The following is an 18719-nucleotide window of genomic DNA, read 5'->3' as shown; positions in this document are numbered from 1 at the left end:
TTCGTTAGAAAACAATAAAAAAGACACCTATCCGATTTTTCGAAGAGGTGTCAAACGAAAAAGGGCACAGGTACGTCCATACCTGTACTCATTTTAATTACGCGCAATTACATAAATTAAAAATAATTCAGGCTAGGGCAATATGATGTTGTGGGTTGAATTTGTTTTTTTACAATTACAATTGCAATTGGGTTCATCATATTCATAGCCTCCTTTACGTTTTAATTTATTTAGTGTTCCTTAATATTAGTGGAGGAAATTACCATTGTCAATATTTTTTGAAAACATTTTATTTTCCGTCTGCTTGTTTTTTGTGACGAAAAACTAACAGTACTCCAGGATACATTTACGAATTCAAGAAAATATGGTACATTTTTGTGGATTCAAAAGGAGATGAGTACAAATGGGTAAGTTAGTTGTTATTACAGGTTTAGATGGTAGCGGTACGAGTACGGTTGGCGATCAATTACATTTTGAAGATGCAGGTTCATCCTTATTGAAATCACCGCCCTATCCATTTTCATCAAATCGTCATGATATTGATGAAAAGCTTTTCCATCAATCACCAACGGCACATTATTTATATTACTTAGCATCGAATGTTCGTTTAACAGAAGTGATTAACGAAAAAATGGCCGAGCATGACAATAATATTTATTGCATTCGTCATTTTATCGATACGGTTGTTTCGCATCGAGCAAAAGATGTGGATGCAAAATATGAGTACGAAACAGAGCTTTACTCAATCCGTAAACCAGACTACATTTTCTATTTAGATGTGGAAGAAGGCGAACGTCAATTACGTTTAGATGCACGTGGACGCGGCTTTTTAGATGATCAATTAAATGATGAAGCGTTACGCAAACGTTTTGTGGAAGAGTTTAATGCGCTAGAAGGTGAATTTATTCGCATTCAAACGACGAATCGCGAGTTAGAAGAAATTATCGCAGAAATTCAAAGCTATATTAAATAAACAAATCCCTTCTATTGTGATTACCTTTCATAGTGGAAGGGATTTTTTCTCAGAATTTGAAAAGTTTAGTAGTATTCGTTATCGTTAATTTAACAAAATAAAAGGAGCGGGTAGGTTATGAAAAAATTATTTTCGATAGTTCTATTTTTGATGTTGGCACTTGCAGCTTGTGGCACAGAGAAAGAAAAAATAGATAATTCAACGCAAGGAACCGACAATACGCAACAAACAATTATTTTATATAAATCAGATGCGGACGCGGTGCACACAATGCCGTTTGAAGTGCCGCTTGAAGGTAACGAGGGCAATTTAATACCGTTTATTTTTTCAAAAGTAAATGAGTATGATGTGGAACTGCTTGATTACACATTGGAAGACAATGATACGGGCTTAGCATTAAATTTAGGTGGCAACGTATATACGATTCAAGGCTCAACAGGTGCTGGCATGTTTGTTGAAACATTAGCTCGTTCTTATTTCGAGAATTTGAAGGATTTACAGCAAATTACGTTTATTTATGAAGGCTCTTATGAATCAATTTTAGATCATATGAAAATTGGTGAACCATATACAAGACAAGATTTTGATTTGTAGGTTAGGGGATAGGAACGATGAAGCAACTTTGGACAAATGGCACAATTTATACAATGGAAAATGAGACGGCGACAGTGGAAGCTGTACTTGTTGAAAATGGGAAAATCGCCGCAGTAGGCGCAGATGAGCAATTACGCTCCTTAGCAGATGAAGTAATGGATTTACAACAATCGGCGATGTATCCAGGCTTTGTCGATAGTCATCTGCATATAATCGGCCATGGGGATAAGCTACAACGCCTAGACTTAACAGCTGTTCAAAGTGCGGAGCAATTGCTTCAAGTTGTAAAGGACACTGCACAATACTTACAACCAAGGGAATGGTTAATCGGGGATGGCTGGAATGAAAATCAATTTTTAGACGGGCGTATTCCGACAAATATAGAGCTAGATGCCGTTTGTGAAAACCCTGTTATCCTCAATCGTGTTTGTCATCATGTGGTGTTAGCTAATTCAACAGCGATTAAAGCAGGAGGACTTACAAAAGAGGAAGTAGACCCTGAAGGTGGAAAAATAGGCCGGCATAAAAATGGGGCATTGAATGGGTTATTTTATGACCAGGCGACAAAACTTGTAACCTCAGCACTACCAACAGGTGGAACAGCGTACAAGGAAGCATTGAAAAAATCGTTGTCATTAGCAATTGACGATATGTTGAGCTACGGTTTAACGGGTGGACATACGGAGGATATGAGTTATTATGGCTCCTATGAAAATCCATTAACTGCTTTCAATGAAGTAATTGGCACACAGCAAAATTTTCGTGTGCATTTACTGCGCCATCATACGGTGTTTGAACAAATGATGAAGGATCGAGCTTCTTATAAATCACCATTTATAGAAGCGGGTGCAATGAAAATTTTTGCTGACGGTTCTTTCGGTGGTTCAACAGCGGCATTGCTTGAGTCATATGCAAGTGACCCGCAAAACTACGGGCTACTTATTCATACAAATGAACAAATGGAAAGCTATATTCAGCTTGCACGAAAGTATGAAGAAGCCATCGCTGTACATTTAATTGGTGATGCTGCGATTGAACAAGTGCTTACCCTTGTCGAAAAATATCCAGCTCCTAAAGGAAAACGAGATCGTTTCATTCACTGCTGTCTCGTTTCAGAAGACCAATTAGCACGCATGAAAAAATTACCGATTATTTTAGATTTACAGCCTGCTTTTGTACCGTCTGATTTTCCGTGGGTACTTGAAAAACTAGGAACGGAACGTAAAGGACATTTATATGCGTGGAAAACTTTTATCGACGAGGGTTTTATGTGTGCTGCAGGAACAGACGCGCCGATTGAAGCGATTTGCCCGCTAAAAAATATATACGCAGCCGTAGAACGAAAAAAAGTAACAGATACACATGAGGGCTACTTTCCTGAACAGAAATTGTCACGTTATGAAGCAATAAAAATGTATACAGTTGGCAGTGCGCAGGCCATTTGCAAAGAGCATAAGCGCGGCTTGATTAAAGTAGGATACGATGCAGACTTTTCGATTTTTGATCGGGACTTATTGAATGGAACAATCGAACAGATGCTAAAAGCAAAAGTATTGAAAACGGTCGTAGCTGGTAAGGTTGTATTTGAGAGAAAATAATTATGAAAAGATAAAGAAGGGGTTGTACATATGCAACCGATTCAAAACGTGTTACCGCCAATTGTAGATGAAAAAACACAAGTTTTAGTTATTGGATCCATGCCTGGAAAGCAGTCATTAGACAAACAGCAATATTACGGCAACCCGCGTAATCATTTTTGGCCGATTGTCGGACAGCTTTTTGAAACAGAAATACCCAAACACTATGAAGATCGGATTGAGTTACTACGTTCAAAAGGCATTGGTTTATGGGATTCCATTGAAAGCTGTGAACGACAAGGTAGCCTAGATGCAACGATTAAAAATGAAATTCCTAATGATTTCGAAGCTCTTTTCAAACATTTCCCGCAAATTCAGCTCGTGTTATTTAACGGGGGCAAAAGCTTCGACGTGTTTAAAAAGAAGGTTGGGCTATCTCTTTTAGAAGGGCGATATTTTGAAAAAATGCCTTCGACAAGCCCCATTCCAGGAAAGAATATTAAATCGTTTGATGAAAAGGTAGAAGCGTGGAGCATACTAAAAAATTATTTAGAAAAATAATTCGTATAAGTTTTTCTAATAGCGTCTACCAAAAGAGTCCGATATGATAAAGGTATTGAACATAAGGGGGAAATTATATGTATCGAGTAGCAGAAGATTTTGTACAAGACTGGGCAGCGTCATCAAAAGGCGCCCTAAAAGTAATGCAGGCCATTCCAACTGATAAAATGGATGTAGCGATTGTAGAAGGACATAACTCACTAGGCTGGTTAGCTTGGCATTTAGTTAGTGTAGCAGGAGCATTTGGTCAGTTTGCAGGTTTACAAATTCCAGCACCAGGTCCAGACATGCCACAGCCTGAAACAATGGAAGAAATCGCCGGAAAATATGAAATGGTACTAGAAGCTTATAAAAAAGAAGTGGCTACATTAACGAGAGAACAGCTAGAAGAGGAAGTTCCTGCATTTGGTGGTTCAATGAAGCGCGGTGTATTACTAAGCAAGGTTATCCTACACCAAACGCATCACGTTGGTCAGATGACAGTACTATTACGACAAGCAGGTTTAAACGTGCCACCAGTAATGGGTCCAACACAAGAAATGAAATAAATAAATAAAAAGATGCGCTCCGGACTAGTTTCGGAGCTTTTTTGATACGAATTGGGTTTTGTAATAAGGAGAGGAGTCTTCCATGTTTGGAACAATTGTTAACGTCATCTTAATTATCGTTGGAACATTAATTGGGACGTGGTTAAAAAAAGGCATTAAAGAGGAATATCAAAGTGCGCTATTCAATGCGATGGGCTTTGCCGCACTTGCACTTGGTGCCAATGCCATCGTGCAAAACATGCCAAAGAGTGATTATCCTGTCTTATTTATCGTGAGCTTAGCACTTGGCAGTTTTATAGGGGCGGCATTAAATTTAGACGGCAAATTTAATATACTAGTCGGCCGCTTTGGCAATTCGAATTTAAGTAAGGGACTTTCAACGGCTATTTTATTATTTTGTATTGGGACGTTATCGATTTTAGGACCGATTGAAAGTGCACTACATAACAATCATACATATTTATTAACGAATGCTACGCTCGATTTTGTGACAGCCATGGCGTTAGCTGCGACATATGGCATTGGCATTATGTTCGCCGCGGTTGTGTTATTTTTCTGGCAAGGCGGCATTTATTTACTAGCGCAGTATTTAGAACCGTTCTTAACCGATGCACTTATGATAGAAGTATCAATCGTTGGCGGAGTGCTTATTTTTGCATCGGGTTTATCGATTTTAGGCATTAAAGATAGCAAAACGCTCAATATGCTACCGGCTCTTCTCATACCAGTCGCATGGTTTGTTCTACTTTTACTATTTTAAACAAAAATCACTTCGCCCATAAAAGCGAAGTGATTTTTTTATTTAAAGAAATAGTCATAGCCATTTTTCGCAAGTAAAGTCACCGTAACAAGGATGAATAAAATGCGAACATAGCCGCTCCCACGTTTGATTGCAAATTTAGAACCGATGATGGCACCGACAATTTGTGAAGCCCCCATAATGAGTCCATATGTAAAATTGATATGCCCTAAGCAAATAAACATTAAAAGGGCGCCAATATTACTAGAGAAATTTAAAAACTTCGCATTGCCAGCTGCTTTTAAAAAGTCATAGCCAACCATTAAAAATGCAAAGATTAAAAAGGAACCTGTGCCAGGACCTAAAAAGCCATCATAAAAGCCAATGAACGCAATGACGAATAAAAACAATATGTATTTATTTTGAGAGAGCTTTTTAACAGAAGAAATACTGCCCCAATCTTTTTTGAAAATCGTATAAATTGCAACCACAGCTAGCATAACAAGCATAAGCGGTTTTAACAAACTCGGGTCCATTAAATGGACAATATAGGCTCCAATCATTGAACTGAAGAAGGTCAATGGAAAGTATTTTGCGACGGATTTTAGATCGAGTTTACCAGAACGATAAAACGTAATCGTACTCGTTAATGCCCCCATCGTACTCGCCAACTTATTGGTTGCGACAGCTGCAGATGGGCTCAATCCTGTAAATAGAAGCGCTGGAAGAGAAATAAGACCACCACCACCTACGACAGAATCGATAAAAGCAGCTAAAAATCCAAAGCAAATTAAAATAATAATAAGGTGAGGGTCTAAATCAAACCCCATAAAGCAGACCTTCTTTCTATGTAATAATAAAATGCTAACGAAATTAAAATAGAATGTAAATAGAAGAGGTGGAAATAGTTAAACTATTTAAGGGGTTATGCTATGGTAAATGAATGAAACGAGTGGAAACGGAGATTTTATCATGAAGAACTATCAATTTTTATTATTTGATTTAGATGACACATTATTAGACTTTGGCGCGGCAGAAAAATGGGCATTACCTAAATTGTTTGCAGCGCATAAATTTCCTTTAACGCCTGAAATAGAAGATGTCTATCATAAAATCAATTCAGGACTTTGGCAGGCACTTGAAGAGGGGGAAATTACACGAGAACAATTAATGGAAACACGATTTGGCAAAACGTTTGAGCATTTTGGCCGACATGTGAATGGCCGTGAATTAGACGCAGAATACCGCAGTTATTTAGCGGGAAGCAAAGTTTTTGTAGAAGGTGCTCTTGAAGTGATTCAAGCATTATCTCCAAATTACGAGCTCTATATTACATCAAATGGTATATCAGATACGCAAAATAAACGATTGGAAGTAACAGGCCTAGCCCCGTATTTTAAACAAGTATTTGTATCTGAAGATACAGGCTACCAAAAGCCGATGAAACCATTTTTTGACTTTGTTTTTGAACGTATTCCAAATTTTGATCCAACAAAAGCAATGATTATCGGTGATTCGTATAGTGCAGATATTACGGGTGGTGCTGGTGCAGGAATTGATACTTGTTGGTTAAATCCACATAAGAAGCCAAAAAAAGCAGTGCAACCAACATATACGATTGAAAAAATTGCGCAGCTTGTACCGATTTTAAACAATAGCAAAATTAACTTAAAAAAATAAGGGATAATAGTACTTTTTTGATAGACTACTCGATAAGAGAAGGTCGAACGGTTTAACAAAAGTAGTCCATAGGTGTATAGAAAAGACTTACAATCTTTGTTAAAATGATAGGTAACGATGCACGCAAGGAGTGAGCATAATGACACTATTTTTTGTAATTGTGGTGATTGCTATTTTGGGTTATTTTGTGGTGAATATTTATCGTCATGATAATACCGCATTTTATAAATTAACAGGTTACTCGTATTTTGATTTGTGGACAAATAAAAAGGTACGTACGGCACATAATTTAGTAAATGTAATGGATGATGCGAAAGGTTCTCATAAAATGTTAGTTAATCTTCAAGTTCCGGTGAATAATGAGATGCATATGATTGATTCGGTTTTAATACATGAATCAGGCATTTATGTCATTAACGTAAAAGAGAAGACGGGCTGGATTAATGGACGTGAGCAAGATATCCAATGGACAGAGCTACTACATAAAAATCAATCAAGAGTATTTGAAAATCCAATTCACGAAACAAAAAGATTAAGTTATGCAGTGCAAGATCAGCTTCCCGAAATGAACGATAGTATGTTTCATTCGGTCGTTCTTTTTACAAATGATTGTTCGTTTCAACAAGTAGAAATTCATTCAGAGGATGCCGATGTGATAAAAGCGTCTGAAATGAAGCAATGGGTTCATTCTTTAAAGGGAAATCATTTGTCTGAAACAGAAATTCAATCCATTTATGCCGCATTAGAAGGCATGATGAATGTGAAAGGTACGACGTTAACTGTAAATAACCCAGTGACATCGACAAATTAATAGTCAATAAGAAGTAGTGTTAAGAGTTAAATAAGTATCAAATGTGCTCACTATTAAAAAAGTGAGCATTTTTTTATTCCATATTTATAAACTTTTTGATATTCTTCATACGTCTAATAAGTAACGAGTATAGAAGTGTGGAGGTAAGAGAGATGAACAAAAAATCAAAAGGCTTTGGCGTTCTATTAAGTTTCTTATTTTTAATCGGTATAATTTGTTGTCTCGTTGCAGAGTCAGCATTTGCAAGTAATAAGCAAGCCATGACAAGCCCTACATACATAGAACAATTAGCTTTTGGAGAATTTTTAATGCATTTAAATAAGCAAGCACCCATCGAGTCAGCGTGGAATAAACCAGTTTTTGTGCAAAAAAGTGGACTCCCTAATTTAATTCGAAATTGTAATACATATATAGCCGTAAAAGGATTACTAATAAAAGAGGAAGTTGAAAAACCACAGCAGGAACAAACAAAAGTGACACAACCAGCAAAACAACAGAAATACCCACAAGAACAACAACCAGAACAACCTGTTCAGACTGAGCAGCCGGCATCCGTGAAAAAACAAGTTGCGCTAACATTTGATGATGGTCCACATAAAAAAGTAACCGATTTAATTTTAGCTGTGCTGCAAAAGCATAACGCAAAGGCTACCTTTTTCGTACTAGGTCAAAATGTTGCGAGTCTTCCAGATGTGTTACAGCGAGTACATGAACAGGGTCATGAAATTGGTAATCATTCGTGGGGTCACCGCAATTTAACGAAACTAACTGCCGAAGAACTTTCTAAAGAAATGAATGATACGAATGAACAAATTTATAGTGTTATTGGTCAATATCCAACGATATATCGACCACCATTCGGAGCTATCAATGATCAGGTAAGACAAGCGATTCCGATGACTCCTGTATTATGGAATGTGGATACGATGGATTGGCATCATAAAACGCCTGCAAAAACATTAGAAAATGTGAAGCAACAGGCAAAAGATAATACGATTTTGTTAATGCATGATATTTATGAAGAGTCTTATGAAGCATTAGATGCGGTCATCACCTATTTAGAACAGCAAGGTTATGAATTTGTTACAGTGAGCGAACTAGAACAATTGTAGGCAAAACCAGAAGGAATAGTGAAAACTATTTCCTTTTTTTTATTTATTACGAAGTGTGGTACGATACAAACGAACAACAAAAAGGGGAATTCATGATGGGTCTATTATCAAAACGAGCGTTAAGTATTCAACAAATACAACAACATATAGAAATTTTTGCGTGTCCTATTTGTAAAACACAAATGGAGATTAATGAAGAAGGAAAAATGAGCTGCCAATCGAATCATTCGTTTGATGTAGCAAAACAAGGCTATTTATATTTACTAAACCGCCCCGTTCATTCGATGTACGGAAAAGAATTATTCGAGTCACGCCATGCCGTCATTGATTCGGGTATTTACGATCCGATGCAAAAAGCAATTGTCGATGAAATTAAAATGCCATCACCAATTGTACTGGATACAGGTTGCGGAGAGGGTTCACATTTACACCGTATTTGCCAACAAATAGACGGAGTAATCGGAATCGGTGTTGATATTTCAAAAGAGGGCATTGTCGCGGCTGCAAAATTTTATGCCGACGAACTTTGGTGTGTGGGAGATTTAGCAAATAGTCCATACAGCGCGGGTTCATTTGATACGATTTTAAATATTTTATCACCCGCAAACTATGAAGAATTTAAGCGGTTATTGAAGCCGGGTGGGAAAGTACTGAAAATTGTCCCACAAGAAAATTATTTAAAGGAATTACGTGTGCAGGCATTTGCCGATTCAGAAAAAGAAAGCTATACGAACGCCCAAACTGTTGAGCGTTTTAAAGATAGTTTTACCCATACTGAAGTAAAGCGTATTACGTATACGGTACCGCTATCACAGGAGCTCGTTCCAAAATTACTTGAAATGACTCCGATGGGGTGGCATATTGAACATAAAGAAAGCATTCAATTACAACAAATTACGATTGATTTAGATTTATTAATTGGAATGGAGCGTTAACGAATGAAAAAGGTTTTAGTGTTAGGTGGAACGCGCTTTTTTGGGCAAAAATTAGTGGAACGATTACTAGAAGAAAACCATGACGTAACGATTGTAACGCGTGGTAATTCAGAAAACCCATTTGGTGATACAGTTGAACATATTCAAGTAGACCGTAAAGATACAGAAGCCTTTAAACAAGCAGTAGTAGGTCGAAACTTTGACGTTGTGTACGACAATATTTGCTACTCGCCAAATGAAGCAAAGCAGTTTTGTACTATTTTCAATGGATCCATTGGGAAGCTCGTATTTACCTCAACACTATCAACTTATGAAGCAAATGGACAACCGCATGCAGAAGCTGATTTTGATCCGTACACGTATGGCATCATGATGGGGGAAGCTTCGCAATTTACTTACGGGGAAGGTAAGCGTTTAGCAGAGGCGGTCTTTTATAAATTTGCACAGTTCCCCGTTGTTGCAGTTCGTTTCCCGATTGTCATGGGTGAGGACGATTATACGCGTCGACTACATTTCCATGTGGAGCGTATTATAAATGGGGAACCGATTGGATTTGTGAATACGGATGCTGAAATGGGCTTCATCCAAGCAACAGAGGCAGCACGCTTTTTAGCATGGGTAGGAATGAATGAGGTAGAAGGTCCAATTAACGCCGCGGCAAATGGCATTATTTCGTTAAAGGCGCTCATTGCACTCATTGAAGAGAAAACAGAAAAACGCGCGAAAATTGCTTTACTAGGAACAGATGAAATTCGATCGCCATATGCCGTGCCAGCTTCTTGGTATATGACAACCGAAAAAGCACAGCAAGCAGGCTTTACATTTAGTAAGCTCAATGAATGGTTACCCTCATTAGTCGAAGAAGTTGCAAAATCGAGTGCAAAATAGTAGGCGTTGAAGAAGTACATTACTATCGCTTACAATAGAAATAGATTAAACATAAGGTAGGATAAAAAACGTGTATAAATTTATTGCGAATGTTGTAAAAGGAATTCTAGGTGTTAACGGCGCAAAAGCAAAAGTATATGGGCTTGAAAATGTCCCAAAAGAAGGCGGCTTTGTGATTGCATGTACGCATAACGGCTATATTGATATTTTAAATTTAGGTGTATCTATATTACCGCGTGAAATTCATTTCATGGCGAAAAAGCAATTATTCGATATTACAGGCTTAGGCTGGTTAATCAAAAACTTAAATGCTTTCCCAGTAGATCGTGAAAACCCTGGACCAAGTGTCATTAAAGTTCCGCGTCAATTAATTAAAGACGGGAAGATTGTTGGGATTTTCCCAAGTGGTACCCGCAGCTCTGAAAACTCAGAGTTAAAAGCAGGTGCTATAACGATTGCTCAATTATCAAAGGCACAAATTGTACCCGCTGCTTATATCGGACCGAAAAATGCTAAAGGTGTATTTAAACGTCAAAAAGGTTATTTAATTTACGGAAAGCCTTTTATGGTAGAGTCGGGTAAAGAAGGCCGTGATGCATCGGTGCATTTTTTAGAAGAAGAGTTAACGCGATTAACGAAACAACTGAGAGAGATGCATCCAGAAGTGAAATAAAGAAAAAAGCTGTACGGAATATTCCGTGCAGCTTCTTTTAGCGAATAAGAAAGTTTAAATTTTAGGGAAATTCACATAAGTAAGAACATCATATTGCGCTATTTGGTGCAACATGTGTTTTCTACTAATAGGGGGATTACATATGAAGAACGTGTTATTTGTATGCTTAGGTAATATTTGTCGTTCACCAATGGCAGAGGCCGTGATGCGTGATTTAGTAGAAAAGCGTGGGCTAACGAGTGAGATTAAAGTCGATTCTGCTGGTACAAGTAATTATCATATCGGTGAGCCACCTCATAAAGGAACGAAGGCAAAATTACAGGAATTCGGGATTTCAACAGCTGGAATGAAGGCTCGTCAGTTAATGAGTTCAGATTTACAGAACTTTGATTATATCGTGTGTATGGATGCAAGCAATGTGGAAAATACGATTCAAATGTTACGCGCAGAGGGCGATGCGAAGGTGTTTCGTTTTCTTGACCTTACAACACATAAAAAGGATGTTCCAGATCCGTGGTATACAGGTGATTTTCAAGAAACGTATGATTTGTGCTTAGAGGGCTGCGAGGCATTACTTGCGAAAATTGAACAACAATTATAAAAAAGATTTTGCACATGTACTTGTATGTGCAAAATCTTTTTTGTTATTTTAATGTTCCGATGATAGGCTTTGTTGATTTTCCACCACTTTGTAGCCATTGTAAGAGCACCCCAGAATCTTGAGAATCGACATCTGGAATTTTATATTCAATGGTCGCATTATCCAGCCACTTATAAGATAGAATAGGTGTACCAAATATCGTAAAGTCCGTATTCACATGAAGTTTTGTAAAACGCATATCATTTAAATCCACCACATGTAAGGAATCATAGGTGATCGCTTCATTTTCTATTTCACTCTCAGCTGAATAACGGAATGCAAGCAATTGCTTGTTTGGCGAGAGTTGCCAATCTGCTAATTTATAATGGCTACCACCAATGACTTTAATTTTTCCATTAGAGCGTACAACGATTCCCGTTCTATAGTTATGCTCTGAGTTGACGACAAAGATGCCCAGCTCCTTGTCAGAACTGTTATAAATGGCTTCATACGTGACATCATCTGAATTAAATCCGGGCTTATAAATAAATAAAGGATCTAACAGTAGTGAAAATTCCTCGAACGGAAAAGCTTCTATTTTATTTGTTGTCTTGTTGAATACTGGCAGTACACTTGCTGTATTTGTAGGAGATGCATCGTTTATAGAAGTGAGCATCGATGTAATTTGATAGCCATCTTTAAATGTCGTAATTTTACCGATTAAACCGTACTGTTGAGCATAGTAATAGTCGATGGTTGAAGATGGTTCCTTTACTGTTACTTGGATGGTATCGCTAAACTTTTTATAAGGTGTCAAAAACTCAACTGGATAAGTAACCACTTTGTTATTAAACGTTGCACCGTCTTCTATCTGTGCGATTAGAAGAGTGGAAATGGGCTTTAATGCTTTGAGCTTTTCATCTGAAAGGGCTTCACTTTTAGAAATATCTATTTTTTCAAGTACAAGTTCGATTTTGTCTTCTGATACTTTGTAAATTTGGCGCGTTGCGGACCCACCGTTATCGGTTAGAAGCTGAACGTATTCATCATTTAACCAAGTCGTTGTTTCAGTGAAGCCAGCATATTTATTAAAGTCACCGATAAATTTGGCAATGTCTCCATCGTTCTTGAAAAATGATTTAAGATTTAATGAAGCTTGTTCTGCTTGTGTTTCTTGTGTCCCTATTTTTGGTGAAGGAGCAGATGTTAGTTGATTGGAATTAAACGGATATAAAAAGAAAAATATGCTAAGTAAAACAACAAAAGAAGCAAAGGTTACATAATACACTTTGGATGATTTGTTATTAGTTGGCACCTGATGCTTTTGCTGTTCAACATTTTTAATAATTCTTTTTGTTCGATCTTTAGTATCCCCCATTTTTTTGTTTAACTGTCGTTTAACTTCATTCATGCGAAAGCACCTCCCACTCATCTTGCACTAATTGTTCTTTTAATAATTGTCTCGCTCTACGTAAGCGTGTTTTGACCGTGTTATCAGAAAGAGATAGCAACTCGGCTACTTCAAGTACAGATAATTCTTCATAATAATAATGAATCGTGACTTCACGAAGCGTGATTGGCAGAGATAGTACAGCATTTGCAATATCAAGCCGTTCTTGCTGTTCAATGGCATGTGCATGGTCATTTTTACCGCCGAAAAATTGATTGGTCAATGAAAGTTTGCGATACTTCCAACTTTTTAAATAATCTTTGCACTTATTTATCGCAATGCGAACAAGATATGTTTTTAACGAGGCACGCTCTTCAAACTGCTCAAACCTTACGTAATAGGATAAAAATGTATCCTGCACGATATCTTCAGCCACTTGCCAGTCTTTAACGTATAAATAGGCGATACGTAACAAATAATCACTATAGGTTTCCATAATTTCTTTGAAAGCGTGTTCCTCTGAATTCAGCATAAACTGTGCTCCTTTCTTTTATTTTTTGATTAGACGAGGCAACAAGCTCGAACGTTTTGGTAAAAACAAAAAAGTTGTGAAAAGGATCTATTATTTACTATCATAATGAATGGCTGTAGATATACATAATATTTTCCAGTTGGGCGAGTGTTATAATGTCCCAGAAACAGGGTAATTAAATGGCAAAGAGAAGTTATGTAAAGTTGGAGGGAAAACATATGGATGTAAACGGAAGAAGAAAAAGTAGCAATGTAGAAGATCGTCGAGGCATGAGCGCTGGTAAAATAGGGGGCGGCTTGGGCGGTGTTGGGATTATTATTGCCATTATTTTTACATTGTTAAATGGTGGAGACGCTGGAGATGTCATTGGTGAGGTGTCGAAAAGCATCACGCAAAATGGACAAACAACAGAACAATATCAGCCAACTGCAGAGGAAGAGGAATTGGCAGATTTCGTATCGGTAGTATTAGCAGATACAGAAGATGTATGGCAAAAAGTTTTCAAAGCACAAGGTAAGACCTATGCAAATCCAACACTCGTATTATTTACAAATAGCGTAAGTTCTGGCTGTGGGACTGCGAGTGCAGCAGTCGGCCCATTTTATTGTCCAGCAGATCAGAAATTATATATTGATTTAAGCTTTTATAAGGAACTAAAAAATCAATTTAATGCGCCAGGCGATTTTGCAATGGCCTATGTTGTTGCACATGAAGTGGGTCATCACGTACAAACATTGCTAGGTATTTCTCAGCAAGTCCATGCATTAAATGGCAAAGCATCGCAAGAAGAGTATAATGCAGCAACGGTTCGTCTAGAATTGCAGGCGGATTATTTAGCAGGTGTGTGGGCACATCACGTCCAAAATAAAGGGTATTTAGAAGAAGGCGACTTTGAAGAAGCATTAACGGCTGCTAATGCGATTGGTGATGATACACTTCAAATGGAGGCGCAAGGCTATGTCGTACCAGAAAGCTTCACGCACGGTACGAGTGAGCAACGTATGCGCTGGTTTAAAAAAGGTTTTGAACTCGGTACGTTAAATGGTGGTGACACATTTAATGCAGCAAATTTATAAAGTTGAGAGCCTCTAGTTGGAAATAATCTGCTAGAGGCTCAAAAAAATTTTTTACAGAATAATTCACCTTTTTTTAGTCTTTATGTATAATAAATAAGTTAAAAAATATTTTTTCGTTCTATATTTAGAAACGTTACTTTATATAAATTGAAAGTGAGTGAGTTAAATGGGTCGTAAGTGGAATAATATTAAAGAAAAAAAAGCTGGTAAAGATGCAGCTACAAGTCGTATTAATGCAAAATTTGGTCGTGAAATTTATGTGGCAGCAAAATCTGGGGAACCAAATCCAGATTCAAACCGTGCACTAAAAACAGTTTTAGAACGTGCAAAAACATATTCAGTACCAAAACACATCATTGAAAAAGCAATCGACAAAGCTAAAGGCGGCGGCGATGAGCAATTCGACGAGTTACGTTATGAAGGTTTCGGTATTGGCGGTACAATGGTAATCGTTGATGCCTTAACAAACAATGTAAACCGCACAGCTTCAGAAGTACGTGCAGCATTCGGTAAGAATGACGGTAATATGGGCGTAAGTGGTTCAGCTACACATATGTTCCAAAAAACTGCGGTATTTGGTTTCGAAGGTAAAACAGAAGATGAAGTACTAGAAATCTTAATGGAAGCAGATTTAGATATGCGTGACATTATGGATGAAGAAGGCACAATCATCGTTTATGTTGAGCCAGAACAATTTTACGCAACACAAGAGGCATTCAAAGCTTCAGGTGTTGAAGAATTTACTGTTGCAGAGTTAACAATGTTACCATTAACAGAAACACCTTTAACAGGCGACGATGTAGCGAAATTCGAAAAAATGATTGACGCATTAGAAGAGTTAGAAGACGTTCAACGCGTTTACCACAACGCTGATTTAGGCGAATAAGTTTTCCCTACTCATTGATTGATAAAATTGAATTGTATGAAGCCTAGGATTTTTATGAATCCTGGGCTTTTTTATCGATGTTGAAAAGTACGAAGAGTTAGTAAAAAATCCGAGTGAGAATGATACATATTGGAAATTGCGAGAAGAGTTAAATACGTTACGTGAATATAATGGTGTTTTATATGCATACACGTACTTTGTCCCAGAGAAAAATGGGGACATTGAATTTTTAGTAGATGGTATGCCAGTAGATGAAAAAGACGGAGCAGCGGTTTTAGGGGAAGTATCAGGATCAACAAAATATGAGCATATAGAAAAAGTTGTGAATGATGGCAGCTTTGCGACAGATGTATTAAGTAGTGACTACGGGGAATTTGTAATGGAAATCGTTCCAATTAAATCCAGTTCAGGTGAAACAATTGCCTATTTAGACAATATCACAACGATTTCTCAAAGTGGTCAGATGCAGCAGTCTAGTAACAATGAAGTAACGACAGCAATGGGCGAAATGGCTGTAGGTATTCAAAAATTAGCAGACACCTTTAGTGAAATTGCAGAAATTTCAACGGAAATGACGAACTTAGTGGAAGAGGGTTCACAAAATTCAGAGCGCGTTGTCGTACAAATTCAAAATGTTGAAAAGGCTGTTGATCATACTTCGAAACTTGTCGGCGATATGGGCGAGAATTTTCAATCGATTAAAGAGATGGTTGTTGTCATTACAAGCATTGCAGATCAAACGAATTTATTAGCTTTAAACGCAGCAATTGAGGCAGCGCGAGCCGGTGAAGCTGGAAAAGGATTTGCAGTTGTAGCAGATGAGGTTCGTAAATTAGCCGAAATGTCACGCCAATCAGCAGATGAAATTTCTACACATCTTCAAAGATTTTCACAAATTACAGAGCGTGTGTTAGTTGAGATGAACACGACGACTATTGACGTAAAAGATGGCACAAAGGCAGTTGGTGAAATTGGACAGCAATTACATCAGATTTTAAAATCGGTTCATGAAGTAAATAATCGGATTCAGGACGATTCGGCCGTTGTGGAGCAAATGTCTGCTGGGGCTGAAGAAATTTTGGCATCGACAGAAGAAATGAGTGGTTTGGTTAATGAAACATCCGATCGTGCAAACCATTTAGCAAAATCTTCAGATGAGCAAACACAAGCTATCGACGAATTAAAACAAGTTGTAACCGAAATGGCTAAATTTAATATTTAATAAAAAATCACATTATCGATCTTTCGATAGTGTGATTTTTTTTATAGTATGTAGTATATCGGTAGGTTATAATATTGTTAATTTATGTTTCTAAATAGAAAAAACGTACATATTTTAGCTATTATAAGTAAATTGAATAGAATCAGATTTCTACAGGAGGAAATATGAAAGTTTTAAATACGATTAGAGGGAAATTGTTTGTTTTTTCATTTATGTTGTTTTTGATTCCAAGTTTAATTATTGGAACGGCGAGTTATTTCCAAGCGAAGAACGGGATGGATCAGCTAGGCGAAACCATTATTAAAAACAGTGTAGAGTCTTCAATTCAATTAATCGAGGCTACAAATGAGCGTGTAAAATCAGGGGAACTATCATTAGAACAGGCGCAAGAAGCGGTTAAGACTATTTTAATAGGCGAAAAAAATAGCGAGGGTAAGCGTGCACTAACAAATCCAAGTGATTTAGGTGAAAACGGTTACATTTATATTTTAGGTCATGATGGGACGTTACTGGGACATCCATCAAGAGAGGGCGATAGTCTTTGGGAGTCCCAAGATCGTTCAGGAAACTATTATATTCGCGAAGTAAAAGACAAGGCAGAAGCTGGTGGCGGCTTTACCTACTATGAATTCGCATTACCTGGAAAAACGGAAGAAGCGATGAAATTAATCTATTCAGTCGTGGATCCAAATTGGAATTGGATTGTAGCATCGGGTAGTTATCTACAAGATTTTAATGCACCTGCAACATCATTACTAATAGTTATCATCGCAACGGTTGTTGGCTCACTTTTATTAGCAACAATTGCAACGATACTCTTCTCGCGTCATTTAGCACGTCCATTACATCAACTAGCACAAAAAGTTCGTCAAGTTTCAAAAGGAGACTTAACCCTTGAGTTAGAGCTGATGAAAAGGAAAGATGAAATTGGTACTTTAAATGGTGGGTTTAATGAAATGTGCATACAATTAAAAGCATTAATTACAGAAGTCGAACAATCAATTGTCGGTATTCAACAGACGTCGTCAAATTTAACTGCAGTTACGGAAGAAACAAATGCTTATGGCGATGATATAGTAAAATCAGTCAGTGCAGTTGCGGAAGGTGCTTCCATGCAAGCAGCAGATACAGATACGACAAATCGTTCAGTGGTTGAGTTTGCGAAGAAAATTGAACGTTTACATGAAAAAAATAGAGCGATGCTAAGCTCTTCCGACACAATGCAACACTCCAATGCAGAAGGCTTACGTAATTTACTAGTGTTAAGAGGACATTCAAGTGAATCGATTACGCTTATTGAACAAATGCAGACGGTATGTACTTCATTGACGTCAAAAGTAAAAGAAATTGAAGGAATTGTTGGGACGATTACCGCGATTTCAGATCAGACGAATTTACTGGCTCTGAATGCATCAATTGAAGCAGCGCGCGCAGGGGAGCATGGCAAAGGCTTTGCTGTTGTAGCAGATGAAGTACGAAAATTAGCAGATCAAACAACGAGTGCAACGGATTTAGTGCAAACAACATTACGAGGCATTGAATTTGAAACAAACTTAGTAACAACCGAAATGATGAAAACATCGAAAATAGTGATGGAGCAAAATGATGCAGTTGTACAAACGGAACATTCATTTAAAGAAATCGAAAATGCGGTGCAATTAATTAGCGATTCAATCGAAGATGTTTCGGCAACAATTGTTGAATTAAACACATCAAAAACAGTTATTATCGATTCTATAGAAAGAATCTCTCGTGTCAGTGAAGAAAATGCAGCAATGGCAGAAGAAATGACCGCTTCTATTGAGGAACAACAAACTGCAATGGCGGTCGTTACCCACGCATCGACGGATTTAACTGATGAAATCATTGACTTACAGCAAGCCATTAAACGCTTTACGATTTAATAAGGGTAATTTACATTTTTGCAGAGGAAATATTCTGA

At 37.5% G+C, this 18719-nt stretch carries 20 protein-coding genes; 17 read left to right on the top strand and 3 right to left on the bottom strand.

All coding sequences use genetic code 11. From position 1 onward, the window contains the following. Positions 1-403: 403 nt before the first annotated feature. The 6 genes from DCE79_RS17315 to DCE79_RS17290 all read left to right on the top strand — a co-directional run bounded on the left by DCE79_RS17315 (position 404) and on the right by DCE79_RS17290 (position 5013). A complete protein-coding gene (locus DCE79_RS17315) occupies positions 404-973 on the top strand; it encodes a nucleoside/nucleotide kinase family protein (protein WP_108714196.1) in 570 nt (189 codons plus the stop codon). A 117-nt stretch (positions 974-1090) separates the two neighbouring features. Then, entirely contained in the window at positions 1091-1567 is a 477-nt protein-coding gene (locus tag DCE79_RS17310; RefSeq protein WP_108714195.1) for a fructose-2,6-bisphosphatase, read from the top strand. Between the two features lie 17 nt (positions 1568-1584). Continuing rightward, on the top strand, positions 1585-3165 hold the full coding sequence (locus tag DCE79_RS17305; RefSeq protein ID WP_108714194.1) for an amidohydrolase: 1581 nt from the start codon (positions 1585-1587) through the stop codon (positions 3163-3165). Between the two features lie 30 nt (positions 3166-3195). Next, positions 3196-3705 (top strand): DNA-deoxyinosine glycosylase, encoded by a 510-nt coding sequence (locus tag DCE79_RS17300; RefSeq protein WP_108714193.1) that lies wholly within the window; start codon positions 3196-3198, stop codon positions 3703-3705. Positions 3706-3782: 77 nt separating this feature from the next. Then, positions 3783-4253: a DinB family protein gene (locus DCE79_RS17295; RefSeq protein ID WP_108714192.1), complete on the top strand. Its 471-nt coding sequence runs from the start codon at positions 3783-3785 to the stop codon at positions 4251-4253. Between the two features lie 82 nt (positions 4254-4335). After that, positions 4336-5013, top strand: coding sequence for a DUF554 domain-containing protein (locus DCE79_RS17290; protein WP_108714191.1), 678 nt, complete (start codon positions 4336-4338; stop codon positions 5011-5013). A gap of 38 nt (positions 5014-5051) precedes the next feature. Here the strand turns inward: DCE79_RS17290 and DCE79_RS17285 are convergent, their stop codons facing one another. Then, positions 5052-5822 (bottom strand): TSUP family transporter, encoded by a 771-nt coding sequence (locus DCE79_RS17285; RefSeq protein WP_108714190.1) that lies wholly within the window; start codon positions 5820-5822, stop codon positions 5052-5054. 142 nt (positions 5823-5964) lie between these two features. Between DCE79_RS17285 and DCE79_RS17280 the strand changes: the two genes are divergently transcribed. The 7 genes from DCE79_RS17280 to DCE79_RS17250 all read left to right on the top strand — a co-directional run bounded on the left by DCE79_RS17280 (position 5965) and on the right by DCE79_RS17250 (position 11692). Continuing rightward, on the top strand, positions 5965-6672 hold the full coding sequence (locus tag DCE79_RS17280; protein WP_108714530.1) for a YjjG family noncanonical pyrimidine nucleotidase: 708 nt from the start codon (positions 5965-5967) through the stop codon (positions 6670-6672). A 139-nt stretch (positions 6673-6811) separates the two neighbouring features. Next, positions 6812-7483, top strand: coding sequence for a nuclease-related domain-containing protein (locus DCE79_RS17275; RefSeq protein WP_108714189.1), 672 nt, complete (start codon positions 6812-6814; stop codon positions 7481-7483). A gap of 152 nt (positions 7484-7635) precedes the next feature. Continuing rightward, positions 7636-8595 carry a polysaccharide deacetylase family protein gene (locus DCE79_RS17270; RefSeq protein ID WP_234417289.1) on the top strand — a complete coding sequence of 320 codons (960 nt, stop codon included), beginning with the start codon at positions 7636-7638 and terminating at the stop codon, positions 8593-8595. 95 nt (positions 8596-8690) lie between these two features. Further along, positions 8691-9530 (top strand): putative RNA methyltransferase, encoded by an 840-nt coding sequence (locus DCE79_RS17265; protein WP_108714188.1) that lies wholly within the window; start codon positions 8691-8693, stop codon positions 9528-9530. Between the two features lie 3 nt (positions 9531-9533). Continuing rightward, a complete protein-coding gene (locus DCE79_RS17260) occupies positions 9534-10418 on the top strand; it encodes an NAD-dependent epimerase/dehydratase family protein (protein WP_108714187.1) in 885 nt (294 codons plus the stop codon). Positions 10419-10488: 70 nt separating this feature from the next. Continuing rightward, positions 10489-11091 carry a lysophospholipid acyltransferase family protein gene (locus DCE79_RS17255; protein WP_108714186.1) on the top strand — a complete coding sequence of 201 codons (603 nt, stop codon included), beginning with the start codon at positions 10489-10491 and terminating at the stop codon, positions 11089-11091. A 142-nt stretch (positions 11092-11233) separates the two neighbouring features. Beyond that, positions 11234-11692, top strand: coding sequence for a low molecular weight protein-tyrosine-phosphatase (locus DCE79_RS17250; protein ID WP_108714185.1), 459 nt, complete (start codon positions 11234-11236; stop codon positions 11690-11692). A gap of 43 nt (positions 11693-11735) precedes the next feature. On the opposite strand, the gene DCE79_RS17245 is transcribed toward DCE79_RS17250, so the two are convergent. After that, the gene (locus DCE79_RS17245) at positions 11736-13082 is read right to left on the bottom strand and encodes a hypothetical protein (RefSeq protein ID WP_108714184.1); all 1347 of its coding nucleotides are present in this window, start codon (positions 13080-13082) and stop codon (positions 11736-11738) included. Further along, a complete protein-coding gene (locus tag DCE79_RS17240) occupies positions 13075-13593 on the bottom strand; it encodes a sigma-70 family RNA polymerase sigma factor (RefSeq protein WP_108714183.1) in 519 nt (172 codons plus the stop codon). The genes DCE79_RS17245 and DCE79_RS17240 overlap by 8 nt, the downstream gene beginning before the upstream one ends. A 218-nt stretch (positions 13594-13811) precedes the next feature. Here DCE79_RS17240 and DCE79_RS17235 point away from each other — a divergent pair, with 218 nt between their 5' ends. The 4 genes from DCE79_RS17235 (at position 13812) to DCE79_RS17220 (ending at position 18681) form a co-directional block, all read left to right on the top strand. Continuing rightward, a complete protein-coding gene (locus DCE79_RS17235) occupies positions 13812-14669 on the top strand; it encodes a KPN_02809 family neutral zinc metallopeptidase (RefSeq protein WP_108714182.1) in 858 nt (285 codons plus the stop codon). 166 nt (positions 14670-14835) lie between these two features. Then, a complete protein-coding gene (locus tag DCE79_RS17230; protein ID WP_108714181.1) occupies positions 14836-15555 on the top strand; it encodes a YebC/PmpR family DNA-binding transcriptional regulator in 720 nt (239 codons plus the stop codon). Positions 15556-15691: 136 nt separating this feature from the next. Beyond that, positions 15692-16777 (top strand): methyl-accepting chemotaxis protein, encoded by a 1086-nt coding sequence (locus tag DCE79_RS17225; RefSeq protein WP_234417288.1) that lies wholly within the window; start codon positions 15692-15694, stop codon positions 16775-16777. Between the two features lie 164 nt (positions 16778-16941). After that, positions 16942-18681 carry a methyl-accepting chemotaxis protein gene (locus DCE79_RS17220; RefSeq protein WP_108714179.1) on the top strand — a complete coding sequence of 580 codons (1740 nt, stop codon included), beginning with the start codon at positions 16942-16944 and terminating at the stop codon, positions 18679-18681. Positions 18682-18719: the final 38 nt, after the last annotated feature.

This window comes from Lysinibacillus sp. 2017 (assembly GCF_003073375.1).
In the GTDB taxonomy this organism is placed as follows: Bacteria; Bacillota; Bacilli; order Bacillales_A; family Planococcaceae; genus Solibacillus.
Note: the sequence above shows the minus strand (reverse complement) of the source record. Positions and strands in the feature narration are given on the sequence as shown.